This is a genomic window from Mesorhizobium yinganensis (assembly GCF_040081985.1).
In the GTDB taxonomy this organism is placed as follows: domain Bacteria; phylum Pseudomonadota; class Alphaproteobacteria; order Rhizobiales; family Rhizobiaceae; genus Kumtagia; species Kumtagia yinganensis.
In genome coordinates, this window is sequence record NZ_JBEBMH010000022.1 from 41,422 (window position 1) to 57,273 (window position 15,852).

The 15,852-nt window shown below is 59.5% G+C and carries 12 protein-coding genes; 9 read left to right on the plus strand and 3 right to left on the minus strand.

Translation table 11 applies throughout. The features are described from left to right. Nucleotides 1-172 precede the first annotated feature (172 nt). The 6 genes from ABMA59_RS27700 to ABMA59_RS27725 all read left to right on the plus strand — a co-directional run bounded on the left by ABMA59_RS27700 (nucleotide 173) and on the right by ABMA59_RS27725 (nucleotide 10,503). Nucleotides 173-5,884: a hybrid sensor histidine kinase/response regulator gene (locus tag ABMA59_RS27700; RefSeq protein ID WP_349008601.1), complete on the plus strand. Its 5,712-nt coding sequence runs from the start codon at nucleotides 173-175 to the stop codon at nucleotides 5,882-5,884. After that, nucleotides 5,881-7,977 (plus strand): response regulator, encoded by a 2,097-nt coding sequence (locus ABMA59_RS27705; protein WP_349008602.1) that lies wholly within the window; start codon nucleotides 5,881-5,883, stop codon nucleotides 7,975-7,977. The genes ABMA59_RS27700 and ABMA59_RS27705 overlap by 4 nt, the downstream gene beginning before the upstream one ends. A gap of 388 nt (nucleotides 7,978-8,365) precedes the next feature. Continuing rightward, entirely contained in the window at nucleotides 8,366-8,710 is a 345-nt protein-coding gene (locus ABMA59_RS27710) for a ParB/Srx family N-terminal domain-containing protein (RefSeq protein ID WP_349008603.1), read from the plus strand. After that, on the plus strand, nucleotides 8,707-9,738 hold the full coding sequence (locus tag ABMA59_RS27715) for a DNA modification methylase (protein WP_349008604.1): 1,032 nt from the start codon (nucleotides 8,707-8,709) through the stop codon (nucleotides 9,736-9,738). The genes ABMA59_RS27710 and ABMA59_RS27715 overlap by 4 nt, the downstream gene beginning before the upstream one ends. Continuing rightward, nucleotides 9,719-10,036, plus strand: a complete 318-nt coding sequence (locus ABMA59_RS27720) for a DUF7220 family protein (RefSeq protein ID WP_425475993.1) — start codon at nucleotides 9,719-9,721, stop codon at nucleotides 10,034-10,036. Before ABMA59_RS27715 ends, ABMA59_RS27720 begins: the two co-directional genes overlap by 20 nt. Continuing rightward, on the plus strand, nucleotides 10,036-10,503 hold the full coding sequence (locus ABMA59_RS27725; protein ID WP_349008606.1) for a phage terminase small subunit P27 family: 468 nt from the start codon (nucleotides 10,036-10,038) through the stop codon (nucleotides 10,501-10,503). The genes ABMA59_RS27720 and ABMA59_RS27725 overlap by 1 nt, the downstream gene beginning before the upstream one ends. A gap of 93 nt (nucleotides 10,504-10,596) precedes the next feature. On the opposite strand, the gene ABMA59_RS27730 is transcribed toward ABMA59_RS27725, so the two are convergent. Continuing rightward, nucleotides 10,597-11,235: a BA14K family protein gene (locus ABMA59_RS27730; protein ID WP_349008607.1), complete on the minus strand. Its 639-nt coding sequence runs from the start codon at nucleotides 11,233-11,235 to the stop codon at nucleotides 10,597-10,599. Between the two features lie 349 nt (nucleotides 11,236-11,584). Next, entirely contained in the window at nucleotides 11,585-11,884 is a 300-nt protein-coding gene (locus ABMA59_RS27735) for a DUF1236 domain-containing protein (RefSeq protein ID WP_349008608.1), read from the minus strand. 687 nt (nucleotides 11,885-12,571) lie between these two features. Between ABMA59_RS27735 and ABMA59_RS27740 the strand changes: the two genes are divergently transcribed. The 3 genes from ABMA59_RS27740 to ABMA59_RS27750 all read left to right on the plus strand — a co-directional run bounded on the left by ABMA59_RS27740 (nucleotide 12,572) and on the right by ABMA59_RS27750 (nucleotide 15,308). Next, the gene (locus ABMA59_RS27740) at nucleotides 12,572-12,928 is read left to right on the plus strand and encodes a low affinity iron permease family protein (RefSeq protein ID WP_349008609.1); all 357 of its coding nucleotides are present in this window, start codon (nucleotides 12,572-12,574) and stop codon (nucleotides 12,926-12,928) included. Between the two features lie 281 nt (nucleotides 12,929-13,209). Continuing rightward, the gene (locus ABMA59_RS27745; RefSeq protein WP_349008610.1) at nucleotides 13,210-14,592 is read left to right on the plus strand and encodes a sensor histidine kinase; all 1,383 of its coding nucleotides are present in this window, start codon (nucleotides 13,210-13,212) and stop codon (nucleotides 14,590-14,592) included. After that, nucleotides 14,589-15,308, plus strand: coding sequence for a LuxR C-terminal-related transcriptional regulator (locus tag ABMA59_RS27750; RefSeq protein WP_349008611.1), 720 nt, complete (start codon nucleotides 14,589-14,591; stop codon nucleotides 15,306-15,308). Before ABMA59_RS27745 ends, ABMA59_RS27750 begins: the two co-directional genes overlap by 4 nt. Here ABMA59_RS27750 and ABMA59_RS27755 read toward each other — a convergent pair. Next, a complete protein-coding gene (locus ABMA59_RS27755) occupies nucleotides 15,256-15,774 on the minus strand; it encodes a hypothetical protein (protein WP_349008612.1) in 519 nt (172 codons plus the stop codon). The genes ABMA59_RS27750 and ABMA59_RS27755 overlap by 53 nt on opposite strands. Nucleotides 15,775-15,852 lie beyond the last annotated feature (78 nt).

Sequence of the window (15,852 nt, forward strand, 5' to 3'; positions counted from 1 at the left end):
TTTGTCCCGGAGCAAGAAGCTTTAACCGGAACCATCGCCACACCCGTGCGTTTCTTTGCGTTGCGGTGCCTAGGGGGCCTCGTGCGCCGCGCATTGCTCATATGATAACCGTTGACAAAGTAGCTTCGCCGTTCGGAATCGGTTTCGGAGATTGGGGAGGAATTAAATCGTCATGAACGTCGAGGTTCCGCGAGATCAGCTTGATCGCCGACATCTTCTACTTGCGCTTCGCTCCTTCCGCCGGGGCGATTTTTCTATCCGCCTCCCAATGCAACTCGACGGTGTCGATGCAGAAATTGCAGAGACGTTTAACGAAATCGTCGAAATGAGCCAGCAGCAGACATACGAATTTGAGCGGCTGGCACGCGTGGTGGGGAAGGACGGTCGGATTGGTGAACGCGGTCATGTGCGCAATGCCACCGGCAGTTGGGAATCCAGCATCCGCTCAGTCAACGACCTGATCGAAGATATGGTGCAGCCGACTGCAGAAGTAGCACGCGTCATCGATTCCGTGGCCAAAGGGGACCTATCGCAGCAGATGATGGTGGAGATCGACGGTAGGCCGCTGCGCGGCGAGTTCCTGCGCATAGGTAAGATCGTCAACACCATGGTGGACCAGCTTGCGTCCTTCACCTCCGAAGTGACGCGCGTCGCGCGCGAGGTTGGTACCGAGGGAAAGCTCGGGGGCCAGGCACGCGTCAAGGGCGCCGCCGGCACCTGGAAGGACTTGACCGACAACGTCAATGCCATGGCGACCAATCTGACCAGCCAGGTCCGTAACATTGCTGAGGTAACGACAGCAGTGGCTTCCGGCGACCTGTCAAAGAAGATTACGGTCGACGTGAAAGGCGAGATTCTCGAGCTGAAGAACACCATCAATACAATGGTGGACCAGCTCAACTCCTTCGCTTCCGAAGTGACGCGCGTCGCCCGCGAGGTGGGCACTGAAGGCAAGCTTGGCGGCCAGGCGCGCGTCGAGGGTGTGGGTGGCACCTGGAAAGACCTAACCGACAATGTCAATTCAATGGCGCAGAACCTCACTAGCCAAGTCCGCAATATCGCGGAGGTGACGACCGCGGTAGCTTCCGGCGACCTGTCGAAGAAGATAACGGTCGACGTGAAAGGCGAGATCCTCGAGTTGAAGAACACCATCAACACCATGGTGGACCAGCTGAATTCATTCGCCTCCGAAGTGACGCGCGTGGCCCGCGAGGTTGGCACCGAAGGCAAGCTCGGTGGCCAGGCGCAGGTAAAGGGTGTGGCCGGCACCTGGAAGGACCTGACCGACAACGTCAACTCGATGGCGCAGAACCTGACCGGTCAGGTGCGCAACATCGCCGAAGTGACGACGGCGGTGGCATCCGGCGACCTTTCAAAAAAGATCACCGTCGATGTGAAGGGCGAGATTTTGGAGCTGAAATCGACCATCAATACGATGGTGGACCAACTTAACTCCTTCGCCGGTGAGGTAACGCGCGTGGCGCGCGAGGTGGGCACCGAAGGCAAGCTTGGAGGTCAGGCGCAGGTGAAGGGCGTCGCAGGGACCTGGAAAGACCTGACTGACAATGTCAACTCCATGGCGCAGAACCTGACCGGCCAGGTGCGCAACATTGCGGAGGTGACTACCGCCGTCGCGAGAGGCGACCTATCGAAGAAGATTACCGTCGACGTAAAGGGCGAGATTGCCGAACTCAAAGACACCATCAACACGATGGTAGACCAGCTTAACTCTTTCGCCTCGGAAGTGACACGTGTTGCCCGCGAAGTCGGTTCCGACGGCAAGCTTGGCGGTCAGGCGCATGTGGACGGCGTAGGCGGCACCTGGAAGGACCTGACCGACAACGTCAACGCCATGGCCGGCAATCTGACTGGCCAAGTACGCAACATCGCCGAGGTGACTACCGCGGTGGCCCGTGGCGACCTGTCGAAGAAGATCACCGTCGACGTCAAAGGCGAGATTGCCGAACTCAAGGACACCATCAACACAATGGTGGACCAGCTCAACTCCTTCGCTTCCGAAGTGACGCGCGTCGCGCGCGAGGTCGGCACAGAAGGCCGGCTCGGCGGCCAGGCACAGGTGAAGGGCGTCGGGGGCACTTGGAAGGACCTGACCGACAACGTCAACGCCATGGCCGCGAACCTGACTGGTCAGGTGCGCAACATCGCCGAGGTGACCACGGCGGTGGCGCAGGGGGACCTGTCGAAGAAGATTACAGTCGATGTCCGCGGCGAAATCCTGGAACTTAAGGACACCATCAACACGATGGTGGATCAACTGAACTCCTTTGCCTCGGAAGTGACGCGCGTCGCTCGCGAGGTGGGCACCGAAGGCAAGCTTGGAGGTCAGGCGCAGGTGAAGGGCGTCGCAGGGACCTGGAAAGACCTCACTGACAACGTCAATTCAATGGCGCAGAACCTGACCGGCCAGGTGCGAAACATCGCCGAAGTGACGACCGCGGTCGCCAGAGGTGACCTGTCTAAGAAAATTACCGTCGACGTTCGCGGCGAAATCTTGGAGCTCAAGGACACCATCAACACGATGGTGGATCAGCTGAACTCGTTTGCTTCGGAAGTGACGCGCGTCGCGCGCGAGGTGGGCACCGAAGGCAAGCTTGGCGGCCAAGCGCAGGTGAAGGGAGTCGCCGGCACATGGAAGGATCTGACGGATAACGTCAACCTTATGGCTACCAACCTCACCAACCAGGTGCGAAACATCGCCGATGTCGTCACTGCCGTCGCGCAGGGGAACCTAAAGCGCAAGCTGACGGTCGACGCCAAGGGCGAAATCGCCGCGCTCGCCGACACCATCAACGGCATGATCGAAACGCTCGCGACGTTCGCCGATCAGGTGACCAATGTCGCCCGCGAGGTGGGCATCGAGGGTAAGCTGGGCGGGCAAGCTCGCGTGCCGGGTGCTGCCGGCTTGTGGCGCGACCTAACCGACAACGTCAACCAGCTCGCCGCCAATCTAACTACCCAGGTGCGGGCCATCGCGGAAGTGTCTACCGCCGTTACGAAGGGCGACCTAACGCGCTCCATTTCGGTGGAGGCTTCGGGAGAGGTTGCCGCGCTCAAGGACAACATCAACGAGATGATCCGCAATCTCAAGGATCAGACGCTGAAGAATGCCGAGCAGGACTGGCTGAAGACCAATCTGGCGCGCTTCTCCCGCATGCTACAGGGTGAGCGAGACCTGTCGACGGTCTCGCGCCTGATCATGTCTGAACTCGCGCCACTGGTGAATGCGCAATACGGCGTTTTCTATGTAACCAACCGCGAGGAGGAGCAGTTCTATCTCGAATTGGCCGCCTCCTACGGGGCCGAGAGCAGCGCCTCGATCCGCCAGAAGATTGAGGCGCGCGAGGGGCTTGTCGGGCAGGCGGCCGCTGATAAGCGCGTGCTCGTGCTCAATAATCTGCCGCCGGACTTCGTCAAGATCAGCTCTGGACTCGGCCAGGGACGCCCTGCGAGCGTGATCATCCTGCCTGCGCTGTTCGAAGATGACGTCAAGGCGGTAATTGAGCTAGCCTCCTTCGGCGAGTTCAGCGACACGCATCAGTCTTTCCTGAATCAGCTGATGGAATCTGTTGGCATCGTGCTGAACACGATCGCCGCGACGATGAGAACCGAAGGGCTGCTCAAGCAGTCGCAGCTGCTCACCGCGGAACTCCAGGCGCGGCAGGCCGAGCTGACCAAGAAGCAGGAAGAGTTGCACACCACCAACGAGGAGCTGCAGGAAAAGGCCCAGCTTCTCGAAAACGAGAAGAAGCAGGTCGAGAACAAAAATCTCGAGATAGAGATGGCACGCCGGGCGCTTGAGGAGAAGGCGGAACAGCTCGCCCTCACCTCGAAATACAAGTCGGAATTCCTGGCCAATATGAGTCATGAGCTTAGGACGCCGCTCAACTCGCTCCTCATCCTCTCCAAACTCCTGGCTAGCAACCAGCAGGGCAATCTGAACGACAAGCAGGTGGAATTCGCCCGCACGATCAACTCTGCCGGCACCGACCTCTTGAGCCTGATCAACGACATCTTGGACTTGTCGAAGATCGAATCCGGGACTGTATCGATCGACATCAACGAGATGCCGATGGCGCATCTGAAACAGCACATGGAGCGCACTTTCCGCCAGCTGGCGGCGGACAAGGGGCTGGGCTTTACGATTGAAATTGATCCGGACGTGCCGGAAGCCGTACGTACCGACGAAAAGCGTTTGCAGCAGGTCGTTCTTAACCTGCTCTCCAATGCCTTCAAGTTTACGTCCGAGGGCGAGGTCAAGCTGCATGCAGAGATCGTCAACCGGTCCCCGCATGACAACGCTGGCAGACGACGCGGTCCTGCGCTGGCAATCGCAGTTAATGATACCGGCATCGGCATACCCGCTGAAAAGCAAAAACTGATCTTCGAGGCTTTCCAGCAAGCCGACGGCACCACCAGCAGAAAATATGGTGGAACCGGGCTCGGACTTTCCATTAGCCGCGAGATCGCTCGGTTGCTGGGTGGCGAGCTCAAGGTTAAGAGCGAGCCTGGAAGGGGCTCGACCTTCACGCTGACCATTCCGCTGGACGGACCTCAGAGCGTGGCGGGTCCTGCGGGCGGCTCCGTCCCGACGCAAGTTGACGTAGTGAGCGAACCTGTCGGCGCTGAAATCGCGGTCGAGTTCGCGGATGACCGCGACTCCATATCGCCCGACGATCGGGTCGTCCTGATCGTAGAGGACGACCCGACATTCGGATCGCTCCTGCTGAAGTTGGCACAGAATGCCGGCCTTAAGGGCATCCTTTCGACTGCGGGCGCCGGCACGGTCGCGCTCGCGCGGCGCTTCATGCCGGATTCGATCACGCTCGATCTCGGCCTATCCGATATCGACGGCTGGGTACTGTTCGATCTGCTTCGGCACGACCCGAAGACGCGACGCATCCCGATCCATGTCATCTCGGGCGGGGAGAACCTGAGTGCGCTGGCCGAAAAGGGTGCGGCAAGCGTATGGACGAAGCCGGTCGAGCCGGAAGAACTCGTCGGCGTCTTCAAGGATATCCAACGCAAGCTGCGGGTCCAGCGCAACATTTTGGTGCTGGATAGCAATGCAGACCGCCGGCTTTCTATCGTTGAGGCGGTGCGCGACGGGGTCACGTCCGTAATTGCGCTGGGAACGCTCCCGGCCAATGCCGAACAGAACGAAGTCGGCCGGTACGATGCTGTGGTGGTTGGGCTAGGTCGCTCGGCCGTGGAGAACGAGCAGACGCTGGCCGGCTTCCATCCGAGTTCGGCCAAGCTCCTCATGTTTAATGAGGCGTCGGAGGCAACTGATAAGGCACTTGCCGACCACCCCGAACTCCAGTCCGCCCGGCGCGTGCACAGCCAATCTCTTATCGGGCAAGAACTGTCGGCGCTTTTCGAAGTTCCTGAAGACGTTGATATGGCTGATCAGGAAAGAGCCGGCACCAGCGATCTGACTGGCTCGCGCGTTCTGATCGTAGACGACGATATTCGCAACATTTACTCGCTGACCAGCGTGCTCGAGACCTGCGGCATCGAAGTGCTTCATGCCGAACGTGGCCAGGATGGCATCCGTATCCTGGAACAAACGTCCCATGTGGATGTGGCGCTAATCGACATTATGATGCCCGAGATGGATGGGTATGAGACGATGCGGGAAATCCGGCGTCGGCCACAACTGAAGGAGCTGCCGCTGATTTCGGTTACCGCGAAGGCTATGAAAGGAGATCGCGTTAAGTGCCTGGAAGCCGGCGCTTCCGACTATATTGCCAAACCGGTCGATCTAGACCTCCTCATGGCGCTGCTTCGGGTATGGATCGGCAGGTCGCGTGTACGTCGCGCTGTGGCCACAGGCGAGACTTCCCTGTTGACGGTGGTCGCATGACGCGTTCAGTCGCGGGGCGCCTGCCTCGATCCGGCAAATCGGGCATCATGCCAATGGTCGGCGTGCCCCGCGGTCGAACGCGCATCCTCGCGGTCGATGATGACGAACGCAATCTATTTGCCCTTCGGGAGGTGCTGGATCCGGTTGGTGAAGTCGTTTGCGCCAATTCCGGCGAGGAGGCGCTGCGCTGCCTGCTCAAGGAAGACTTTGCTGTCGTACTGCTAGATGTCCTCATGCCGGGCATGGATGGGTACGAGACGGCAAGCCTGATCCGACAAAGGGAGCGGTCGAAGCGCACCCCTATTATCTTCCTCTCGGCGATTAACAAGGAAGATGCCCACATGCTGCGCGGCTACGATGCCGGCGCGGTAGATTACGTCTTCAAACCGTTCGACACGCTGATCTTGCGCTCTAAGGTGGCCGTATTCGTAGACCTCTATGAAAAGACCCGTGAAATCGAGGAGAAAGCTGGGCGCGAACAGCGGCTGCTCGAGGCGACTTTGAAGGCACAGGCGGAGAAGCTCGAAGCCGAGCACGCCTTACGCCGGAGCAAGGAACAGCAGGAAGCCATCCTGCGGTCCCTTCCCATTGTCTTTCATTCGCGATCGACCGAGGAACCGTTCGCGCCTCTTTTCGTGAGCGACAGTGTTGAAGCTGTTACCGGCTTCACGCCTGAGCGCTTCCTCTCCGAACCGGATTTCGGAGTGAGCAGAGTTCACCCAGAAGATCGGGACGGGGTTGCCCAGGCACATCGCGAAGCCGCTGGGCAAGGTAGCTACAGCTGCGAATACCGCTGGCAGACTGCAGACGGAAGCTGGAAGATTTTCTTGGATCAGGGAGTCCTGGCACCGGCGAGTGGAGATCAGCAGCGGGCGCTCTTTGGCACACTTCTGGACGTCACCGAGAGGAGACAGATCGAAGAGCAGTTGGCGCAGGCGCGGAAGATGGAAACTGTAGGCCGGTTGACCGGCGGCATCGCCCACGATTTTAACAATCTGCTCGGATCGATCCTCAGCGGATTGTCGCTCATACAGCGTCAGGTAAATCTGCCAGATAATACGCGGCAGGTGCTGGAGATGACGCGCCACGCTGCCAAGCAGGGTGCCGAGCTTATTACCCGCATGCTCGCCTTCTCGCGGCGCCAGCAGTTGAGGCCGACTGCGATCGATCTTGCCGCTCTGGCCGCAACTCTGAAGGGGCTTTTGGAGCCGGTGCTCGGCGGGCGCATTCGGCTCAATTGGAAAATAAACCCAGATACCGCGCCCGCGCATGCCGACAAGGGACAGCTCGAACTAGCAATCATGAATCTCGTCCTCAATGCCAGAGACGCAATGCCTCAAGGAGGCACGATCACATTGGACGCACGAAACGGTCGGGTTGAAGCCGGGTCCAACATGGAACCCGGGGACTACGTAGTAATCAGTGTTGAAGACACCGGCGTCGGCATCTCACCCGAACTGCTCGACAGGGTCGTGGAGCCGTTCTTCACGACCAAGGAAGTTGGCAAGGGAACTGGCTTGGGCTTGAGTACTGTTCATGGCTTCGCGCAGCAGTCGAGAGGAGGGCTGCATATCCAGAGCGAGGTCGGGCAGGGCACGAGGGTCGAACTCTGGCTGCCCCGCTCCAACGAAGCCGGCACTCCCGTTGTTGCAACCCTTCCCCCGGCTCCGGACCCGCCTCGTCTAGAACAGGAGAAAGCAACACCTGAGATTTTGCTCGTCGATGACAGCGAAAGCCTAAGGGAGATCACCGCAGCAATGCTGCGAGATCGCGGTTTTAAGGTCCTCGCGGCCGCCGGCGGAGCCGAGGCCCTTGCTTCAATCGAGCGCGATCCGGACCGCTTCGACCTCATCATCACGGATTTCGCCATGCCGCTGCTATCCGGCCTAGACGTAGTACGTTACGCCCGCAACTTGCGTCCGGGCTGGCCGGCGATCATCATCAGCGGCTATGCAGACGAGACGGAGATGAAAGAGCGTCCAGACGATGTTCCACTTCTTGGCAAGCCTTATCCCGACGAAGCACTGGTCGACGTCATCTTGCAGCTCTTAAAAAACAGCCGTCACCCTGCCGTGCGGCAAGGCCTTGCGTGACGTCTGCCTCCGTCAGCGCGCTGACGTCTTCTGCTGTCAATCGTTCGCGGACTCCGTTAGGCGGTACGAGAGCAATTGTCGGCCGACTGCCATTCGTTGCCAATGAGGGCTTCGGGGCCGGGTGGCTTGCGATAGCGCACCTCTGATCATAGCGCGGCGCCGAACTCCTGCTCATCATCGTCCCCCTGCGTACCAATGTCGGAAAATGTCAGGATATCATGACTTTAGCTGCCGTGATAGAATCGGTTCGTAGCCATCCCCCTGGCCAGTAAGGCACACCGCCGATGACCCCGGGGGGGGGCGGTCAAGAGCTGGTAGGGATCGAGCCCTAGACCCGGCCGGCCCCTTCGCTTTCACTGCCTCGAAATTGGGAAAGGGGTATCTGCCAATGACGATCCCGCCCGAAACCGCAGAAATCAGCCATTCTGGCCTTGGCATTGGTGGCGAAAGCGCCGCGATCCACTCGACAAAGTCTGGGGTTAAACTGGGGTTTGACCGGCAACTGGCGGTGCAGTATCGCCCGGTCTCGACGCTGATCCTGTACGCCCGCAATGCTCGGACGCATTCGGAGCGGCAGGTCGCCGAAATCGCCGCCTCGATCCGCGAGTTCGGCTGGACAAACCCGATCCTGGTGGATGGCGACAATGGCTTCATTGCCGGCCATGGGCGACTACTGGCAGCGCGAAAGCTCTGCATGACCGACGTGCCGGTGATCGAGCTTTTGCCGGATTGAGCGAGGCGCACAAGCGGGCGCTGATCATTGCCGACAACAAGCTGGCCCTGAACGCCGGGTGGGACATCGATCTGCTCGGCGTCGAACTGGCCGATCTGCAGAGCATGGGCTTTGACCTGGCGCTCACCGGGTTCGGCGAAGAGGAGGTCTCTTCACTACTTGCCCACGGCACGGCAGGCCTCACCGATCCCGATGAAGTTCCCGAAACACCCAGGCAACCGGTCAACCAGTCGGGTGATCTCTGGGTTCTTGGAAAGCATCGACTGATTTGCGGTGACAGCACCAATTCCACCGACGTCGAGCAGGTGCTATCTGGTGTGAAGCCGCACCTGTGCGTGGTTGATCCCCCGTATGGCGTTGCCTATGATCCGACCTGGCGCAGCCAGCTTCCAGACCATGCCGGTGTCGACCTTGCCCGCGGCACAGTCCTGAATGACGACCGCGCCGACTGGCGTGAAGCCTGGGCGCTATTCCCGGGCGATGTCATCTACGTCTGGCACGGCGCCCTGCACGCCGCCACCGTGGCCGAAAGCCTGGAGGCGTGCGGCTTCTCCATCCGCTCGCAGATCGTCTGGGATAAAACCCGGCTGGTGATCGGCCGGGGAGACTATCATTGGCAGCATGAGCCCTGCTGGTACGCAGTCAGGAAGGGCAAGAAGGGCCACTGGTCCGGCGACCGAAAACAGACAACGGTCTGGCAGATCCCGCACAGGAAATCCGAGACAGGTCACGGCACCCAGAAGCCGGTCGAATGCATGAAGCGGCCGATCGAGAACAACTCCTCGCCCGGCCAGGCCGTTTACGAACCCTTCTGCGGCTCGGGCACCACCATCATCGCCGCCGAGATGACAGGCCGTGTCTGCCATGCCATCGAACTCAACCCTGCCTATGTCGATGTGACCATCACCCGCTGGCAGGATTTTACCGGCGAGTCCGCGACACTGGAGGCAACCGGCCAGAGCTTTGAGGAAGTGCGGGCCGAGCGGCTTGGCGGGGCAAGCCAGGCTCATGACGAGGTTCGGTCATGATGACACTTCCACCACCATTATAGGTAGCCAGTCCCGCACAGGTTCTTTGATGGAGGCCCTCGCCAACGTCATCGCCGGCTATATCGTCGCCATCATCGTGCAGCGGCTCGCCTATCCCCAGTTCGGCATCGAAACGACACTGGCCACCGACGGCTTGATCGCGGCCATCTTCACCACGGCCTCGCTGGCTCGCCCCTATGTGCTGCGACGCTTCTTCCAGTATCTCGCTGATGTCGACAAGCAGCACGATCTTCAGTGCAGCGAGCGGCTGAAGCAGCGTCTTGTCCGGAGGCCATGATGCGTGGACGCAAGCCAAAACCGCAGCTCTACCTCATCGACGGCGATGACGATCCCGGCTCGAAATCCAGGCGCAAACCAAAGCCGCCGACCTGTCCTGCGCATCTCAGCCAGACCGCCAAGACCGAGTGGAAAAGGCTCATCGCGAGCCTGCATCTGCGCGGCATCATCGGCGACAACGACCGCGCGGTGCTGGCGGCTTATTGCCAGGCTTATGGCCGGTGGGTCGAAGCCGAGCGCAAGCTGGTCGAGACGCCGCTGCTGATCAAGCTACCCTCTGGCTACATCCAGCAAAGCCCCTGGCTGGCGATTGCCACGAAGCAACTGGAGATCATGCACAGATACGCCGCAGAACTCGGCCTTTCGCCGGTCTCACGCAGCCGAGTCACCAAGCTGCGCTCCCACGAGCAGAAGCCTTGGGAGTTCGGTAGTCGGCCTGCCGATGCGTATCTGAAGCCGAGGCGCTAAGCTCCGTCTGCATTTATTCTCGATCGTGAGCCTGTCAACGCCGCCACGGCAGGTGACAATGTTGATGTGGCCGCTCCGGTACGCCACAATGGACTATTCGCACTGCCGGCGCGATCTGCGTCCATAAGGCTGATAGGAGTTGTCTTCTGGATTGTAGGATCGGTAGCGTGCGAAGCACGATGCGATATGTCTTGAGTTGGTGTAGGCCGTGGGCTCGTCCTCGGTTACGGCGTACCCAAGATAGGTCTCATCCAGAGTCGGCTCCGCAGCGTCAAATGATTTGTCGTCGGGACTGCTGGATCCCGCATTGAACGGAGAGACGCATTCCTTCCGTCTGCCGCTGTAAGATCTGTAGCTGTTGTCCTGAGGCCGATACGATCGATAATGATCGTTGCACCATTGCAGGTGCGCCATATCCATGGCTTCAGCGGGTTCTGGCTCAGCGGGAGTTTCGGATGTTTGATCCGGAACTGCGCCGGTTACAGTCATGTCGACAGGCGGAGACTCCAGATTTTTTCCTACTACGGCAGCGGGGGTGGAGGGTCTCGCAGGCAGACGCTTCGAGGGCTCGGCATAGGCTGGGGTCGTTTCAACGGCCCAGCGCGACCCATTATTAAGTTCCCAGTCTGGAACGGGCTCGGCGGTGGTCAAGTAGATCGCGAAGATTGCCCCGGTGGCAAATATTGCGAGTGTTAAGACGAAGCCACTCAGCCCGGCCAGAAATAGTTTCATGCTACTTATCTCTCGCGCTTCGATAACCAAAAAGCAGCGGCATTGGTTCGGTCTGCGCGGGATACAGCCGGATGTTCATCGTATGAGGCGCTCACGTTGCAAGATCGTCGCACAGTTTGGACAGGTTACCTCACGATTGCTCAGGAGCTTGGCTCCTGCCGGTATGTCGCCCCCGCCACAGCGCTTCCAGAAAACCTTCCCCTTGTTGGGTGTATCCGATTCTTCAACGACATGAATCAAACCGTGAAGGTCAACGGCGGTGAACAAGTTCGCGCTGACCTCTTTTTTCACCATTGAGTTGCCGCTGGGTTCCAACCTCGGCCTGGGGCCGAGGTTTGAACCCTCCCGATCAGTCCATCACATGGATGATCTTGTGGGTTGCGGGATCGACTACCACCGTCCGGTTGTCGACGATCGTGTAGCGATACTTCTGGTCTGGCACTTCGTACAATTCCACGGTGTCCGGGACCGTGTTGCCGACGTTCAGCTCCACACCTAGCAACTGGATCGAAGCGATCGGCTTCTTCTTCACATATTCGCGAACGACCGTTTCCTGTTCCGGCTTGAACACGACAACTTCGTCAGCCATCGCGGAACCTGCAAATGTAGCTAGGGCCAGGCCGGCGACAGCGCTTGTGAAATATCTCATAGCAATGTCCTTTTTGGAGGATAAAGCTTCGATCACGTCGAAGCGCTAACCAACGGGGCCCGGAGCTGGATGTTCCTTTATGGGACTTCAGACGCATGGCGGTTGGACTAAAGGCCCAACGTATGACGCATTGGTCCCATAATCGCAGGGTCAGGGAACGTAGCGGCACCGCATTCCGTTGGCCCGGCACGCTAAGGGAGGCAATCATGAACAACAGCGTTCGCGAGGCGCGATGGCTTTTCTACCCAGTTATCGCAGTCGGCGTTGCGTTCCTCAGCCTGGGAATGATCGTCAGTTGAGTTCACAATTTCGCAGATGCGCAGGTCCCGTCCCTCACTGCGCTGACAGGCCCTTCGGCCAGAAGCAAGCTGAAGGGTTGTTACCCGTCGCCGGGCCTCTCTCAATCTCTTCTCGGCGACGGGTGCACCCTGGAGGTTTGCGCATGTGGAGTCGCCGCGAGGCACAGGCATTTCGACCCGATGAGGTTAGGCTCCTCCAGGAGTGCTTTGACGTGATCGTGGCAACGCATTTCCTTGACTCGCGATCGGAGAGGTCGGAGGAAATCGCAAGCGCGCTCATCCTCGCGTTCCAGCGTGGCGTCAGAGATCGAGACGAACTTATCCGGCTCTCCGACCTGCCAGACCGGTCAGCCCACGCGTCCGAAATCTAACGTTTGAGACGACAGCTATGCGCCCTGATCCACATCTATTCCGAGCAGCCGACTTCCTCAGCAGGCCACCGGGTTTCTACTTCATTCTAGTACTGATGATCGGATGCACGCTTCTCGTCCCCCTCGGGTGGACTGATGTCGTCACCTTCGGTCTCAGCGTTGCGGCAATTGTCATCACAGGCGTTGTGCTCGTCCAAGGTTATCGTGACACCGCCGCAATCCATGCAAAGCTCGACGAGATAATCGTCGCTTTGAAGGAGACGCGAAACGACGTCGTCGGCCTGGAGCATGAAGATCCGAAGCACATCCGAGAGACGGTGCGTCGGTTGGAACGTGAGGCCCACCAGATGCCGCCATGGCCAGTAGATGATTAGGCGAGCTCCGCGGGTTCCTGGACGTTCGAAGTGCGGTCACCTTAGCCCCGACTTCAAGCATCGGCAGGTCTTTTGCATACCCGTCACTCGATCAAGCAAGCGTGGAACCACTCTGTCGCGTAAGCCGTTCAAATAGGGCGATTTCTGTTCCAGCTAAGACGATCGAAAAGGCAACGACCACGGTGATTGGGCAGGGGCAGAGCATTGTTCAATTGCCTTCCAGGACGGGGACCGCTGAGCGCCACCGGTTGGGCAACCCAGGGAGCGAGTTTTTCAGGCGATTGGCCGCCCGGGTAAACGGACTTTCGCTTGCGGTCCAGTTCTTCGTTGTCGGCGGCTTGGTCTCGCTGCTGGCCATGTTAATGGTCGGCGCCGTAGTTACCACACTTATCGAGAGGGCGGTTACGCGGAATGCAGGCGCCACGACCGCCCTTTATGTCGACAGCGTGATTGCTCCTCTGCTGCCCGACATGCGCAATACGCAGGTGTTGGACGACGCAGCGCGGCAGGCGCTCGATGAAACCTTGGGACAAGGCGCGCTCGGGCGGCGTCTTGCGGCGATGCGCCTGTGGTCCCGCGACGGGACCATCCTCTATGCCGAAGACGAGTCGTTGATTGACCGTCGCTTTGTGCTGACGCCCGACATCAAAAGCGCCTTTGCGGGAAACATGGTGGCGAACTATGACCGCTTCGATATCCTCGACAAAGATATGATGGAACCCTCGGGTCCCCTGCTCGAAATCTACAATCCGATCCTACAACCTTGGTCCGGCAATGTGGTGGCAGTGATCGAGTTCTACGAGTATGCCCACGACTTCGAAGCGACGCTGCAGAATGCGCGGCTGCGAAGCTGGCTGGCGGTGGCGGGCGTGACCGTCGCCTTCTTCCTGGCCCTCTATGCCGTTGTGGTACGGGGCAGCCGCACCATCGATCGGCAAGCCAGGGACCTCAGCAGGCGTGTCGGAGAGCTGACGACACTGCTTGATCAGAACCGCGCCTTGCACCAGCGCGTACAGACCGCGACGCAACGCACAACGGCGCTCAATGAAAGTTATCTGCGGCGGCTGGCGGCCGATCTGCATGACGGCCCGACGCAGTTCGTCGCGTTGGCCTCGATGCGCCTCGACAGCGAGACGGTACTGGGCAAGCATATCCCACACGACAAGCGTGAGAGCGAGGTTTCGTCAATCCGCGCCAGCCTGGAGGAAGCGCTTCAGGAAATCCGCGACATCTGCAACGGTCTCGTGCTTCCACAAATCGAGATGGCCGACCTGCCGGAGCTTATTGGACACGCCATCGCCGCCTATGAGCGGCGCACAGGAATGCAGGTCGAGCAGCGGCTTGACCCGGTCACTCCGGCGCTGCCGATCTCCGAACGGATCTGCATTTATCGCTTCTTGCAGGAAGCGCTCAACAACGGCTATCGCCACTGTCGCGGCGCCTCCCAGATAGTGACGATGACTTGTGATAAGGACAAGGTCGTCGTCACGGTATCGGATGAAGGGCCGGGTTTCGATCCCGACGGGGTTGCGCCCGGGAGCCTTGGTCTGGCTGGTCTGCGAGAACGGGTCAAAAGCCTGGGTGGGAGTTTTGACCTGGACACGTCGGAGAAAGGCACAGTCCTTACGGTCACTCTTAGCCTCAAAGAACCGGCGCCGTCATGACGCGGCCAATCACTATCGGAGTCGTCGACGACCACCCTTTGTTTCGCGAAGGCGTGATACGCAGTTTGGCCGAGACGGGGCGCTTCGAGATCGTGGCTGCCGGCTGCACCGCCGAAGATGCCCTGCGCATTGCGGGGGACCAACGGCCCGACATCTTGCTGATCGACCTTTCAATGCCAGGCGGCGGCCACAACGCCATTAAACCGATACTGACCCGCAATGCCTGTCAATGCATCGTCGTGTTGACGGCGTCCGAAAGCAGCGACGATGTTATCGCCGCGCTCAATGCCGGGGTGAAGGGCTACGTGCTCAAGGGTATAGGTTCGCGCTCGCTGGCGGAGATTCTTTCAGCCGTGAACGAAGGCGAGACTTACGTGTCTCCAAGCATGTCGGCGCATCTCCTCTCTGCACTCGCAGGTACGAGCCGATCAGGTAATGTGACTGATCCCATCGTGACATTGAGCGATCGCGAGCGCGAGGTGTTGAGGTTAGTAGGCTCGGGACTGAGCAATAAGACCGTCGGATTGCAGCTCAATCTCACCGAAAAGACAATCAAGCATCACATGTCCAGAATATTATCGAAGCTAAACGCAAAAAACCGCACCCAAGCTGCAATGTTTCTTCGCAATTCGCTCGACACTGATGCCAGTGCGCCCGCCTCGCCTAGCGGGCTAAGCGAAAACGCCGGTAATCCTTTTGTGTCGCGTTCCGGTTGATGATTGTGCGGCCCTGCGCGTCTCGCATTTCATAGCGGCCATTGCGGATTGTCTCGCGCATGCCGTTGCGGTGCGTGATGTCGGCCTTAGCGGGGGTACTATTCGACACGTCCGTGCCGGGTGTGTCGGCAGCAGCATTACCCCCACCTTTTGCGTTGCCGTTGCCGTTGCCGTTCCCGCCACCGTTGCCATTGCCGTTCCCGCCACCGTTGCCATTGCCGTTCCCGCCACCGTTGCCATTGCCGTTCCCGCCACCGTTGCCATTGCCGTTCCCGCCACCGTTGCCATTGCCGTTCCCACCACCGTTGCCATTGCCGCCGCCATTGCCATTGCTTTGGGCTTGGGCGCTAGCAGGCAACAGGTTGGCATCGCCATTGGAAAGTTGCAGCACATAGGGACAGGCGGTCGCCGCAGCGAGGACCAGCGTTGAAAAGGCCTTCGAAAAAAAACATCGTCGCGAGAGCATTATCTACCTCGTTCATTGAAGATTTGAAGCATCCCTCGGTTCCCTTACGTCTATTCGGCGCGCCGAGGGCGTTCGCGA

Bases quoted from the DNA above. Each gene is read 5' to 3' on its own strand.
- ABMA59_RS27720 (WP_425475993.1), top strand. From the start codon at position 9,719: ATGACGAGGTTCGGTCATGATGACACTTCCACCACCATTATAGGTAGC.
- ABMA59_RS27740 (WP_349008609.1), top strand. From the start codon at position 12,572: ATGCGCCCTGATCCACATCTATTCCGAGCAGCCGACTTCCTCAGCAGG.
- ABMA59_RS27710 (WP_349008603.1), top strand. From the start codon at position 8,366: ATGACGATCCCGCCCGAAACCGCAGAAATCAGCCATTCTGGCCTTGGC.
- ABMA59_RS27735 (WP_349008608.1), bottom strand. From the start codon at position 11,884: ATGAGATATTTCACAAGCGCTGTCGCCGGCCTGGCCCTAGCTACATTT.
- ABMA59_RS27725 (WP_349008606.1), top strand. From the start codon at position 10,036: ATGCGTGGACGCAAGCCAAAACCGCAGCTCTACCTCATCGACGGCGAT.
- ABMA59_RS27755 (WP_349008612.1), bottom strand. From the start codon at position 15,774: ATGCTCTCGCGACGATGTTTTTTTTCGAAGGCCTTTTCAACGCTGGTC.
- ABMA59_RS27700 (WP_349008601.1), top strand. From the start codon at position 173: ATGAACGTCGAGGTTCCGCGAGATCAGCTTGATCGCCGACATCTTCTA.
- ABMA59_RS27750 (WP_349008611.1), top strand. From the start codon at position 14,589: ATGACGCGGCCAATCACTATCGGAGTCGTCGACGACCACCCTTTGTTT.
- ABMA59_RS27705 (WP_349008602.1), top strand. From the start codon at position 5,881: ATGACGCGTTCAGTCGCGGGGCGCCTGCCTCGATCCGGCAAATCGGGC.
- ABMA59_RS27730 (WP_349008607.1), bottom strand. From the start codon at position 11,235: ATGAAACTATTTCTGGCCGGGCTGAGTGGCTTCGTCTTAACACTCGCA.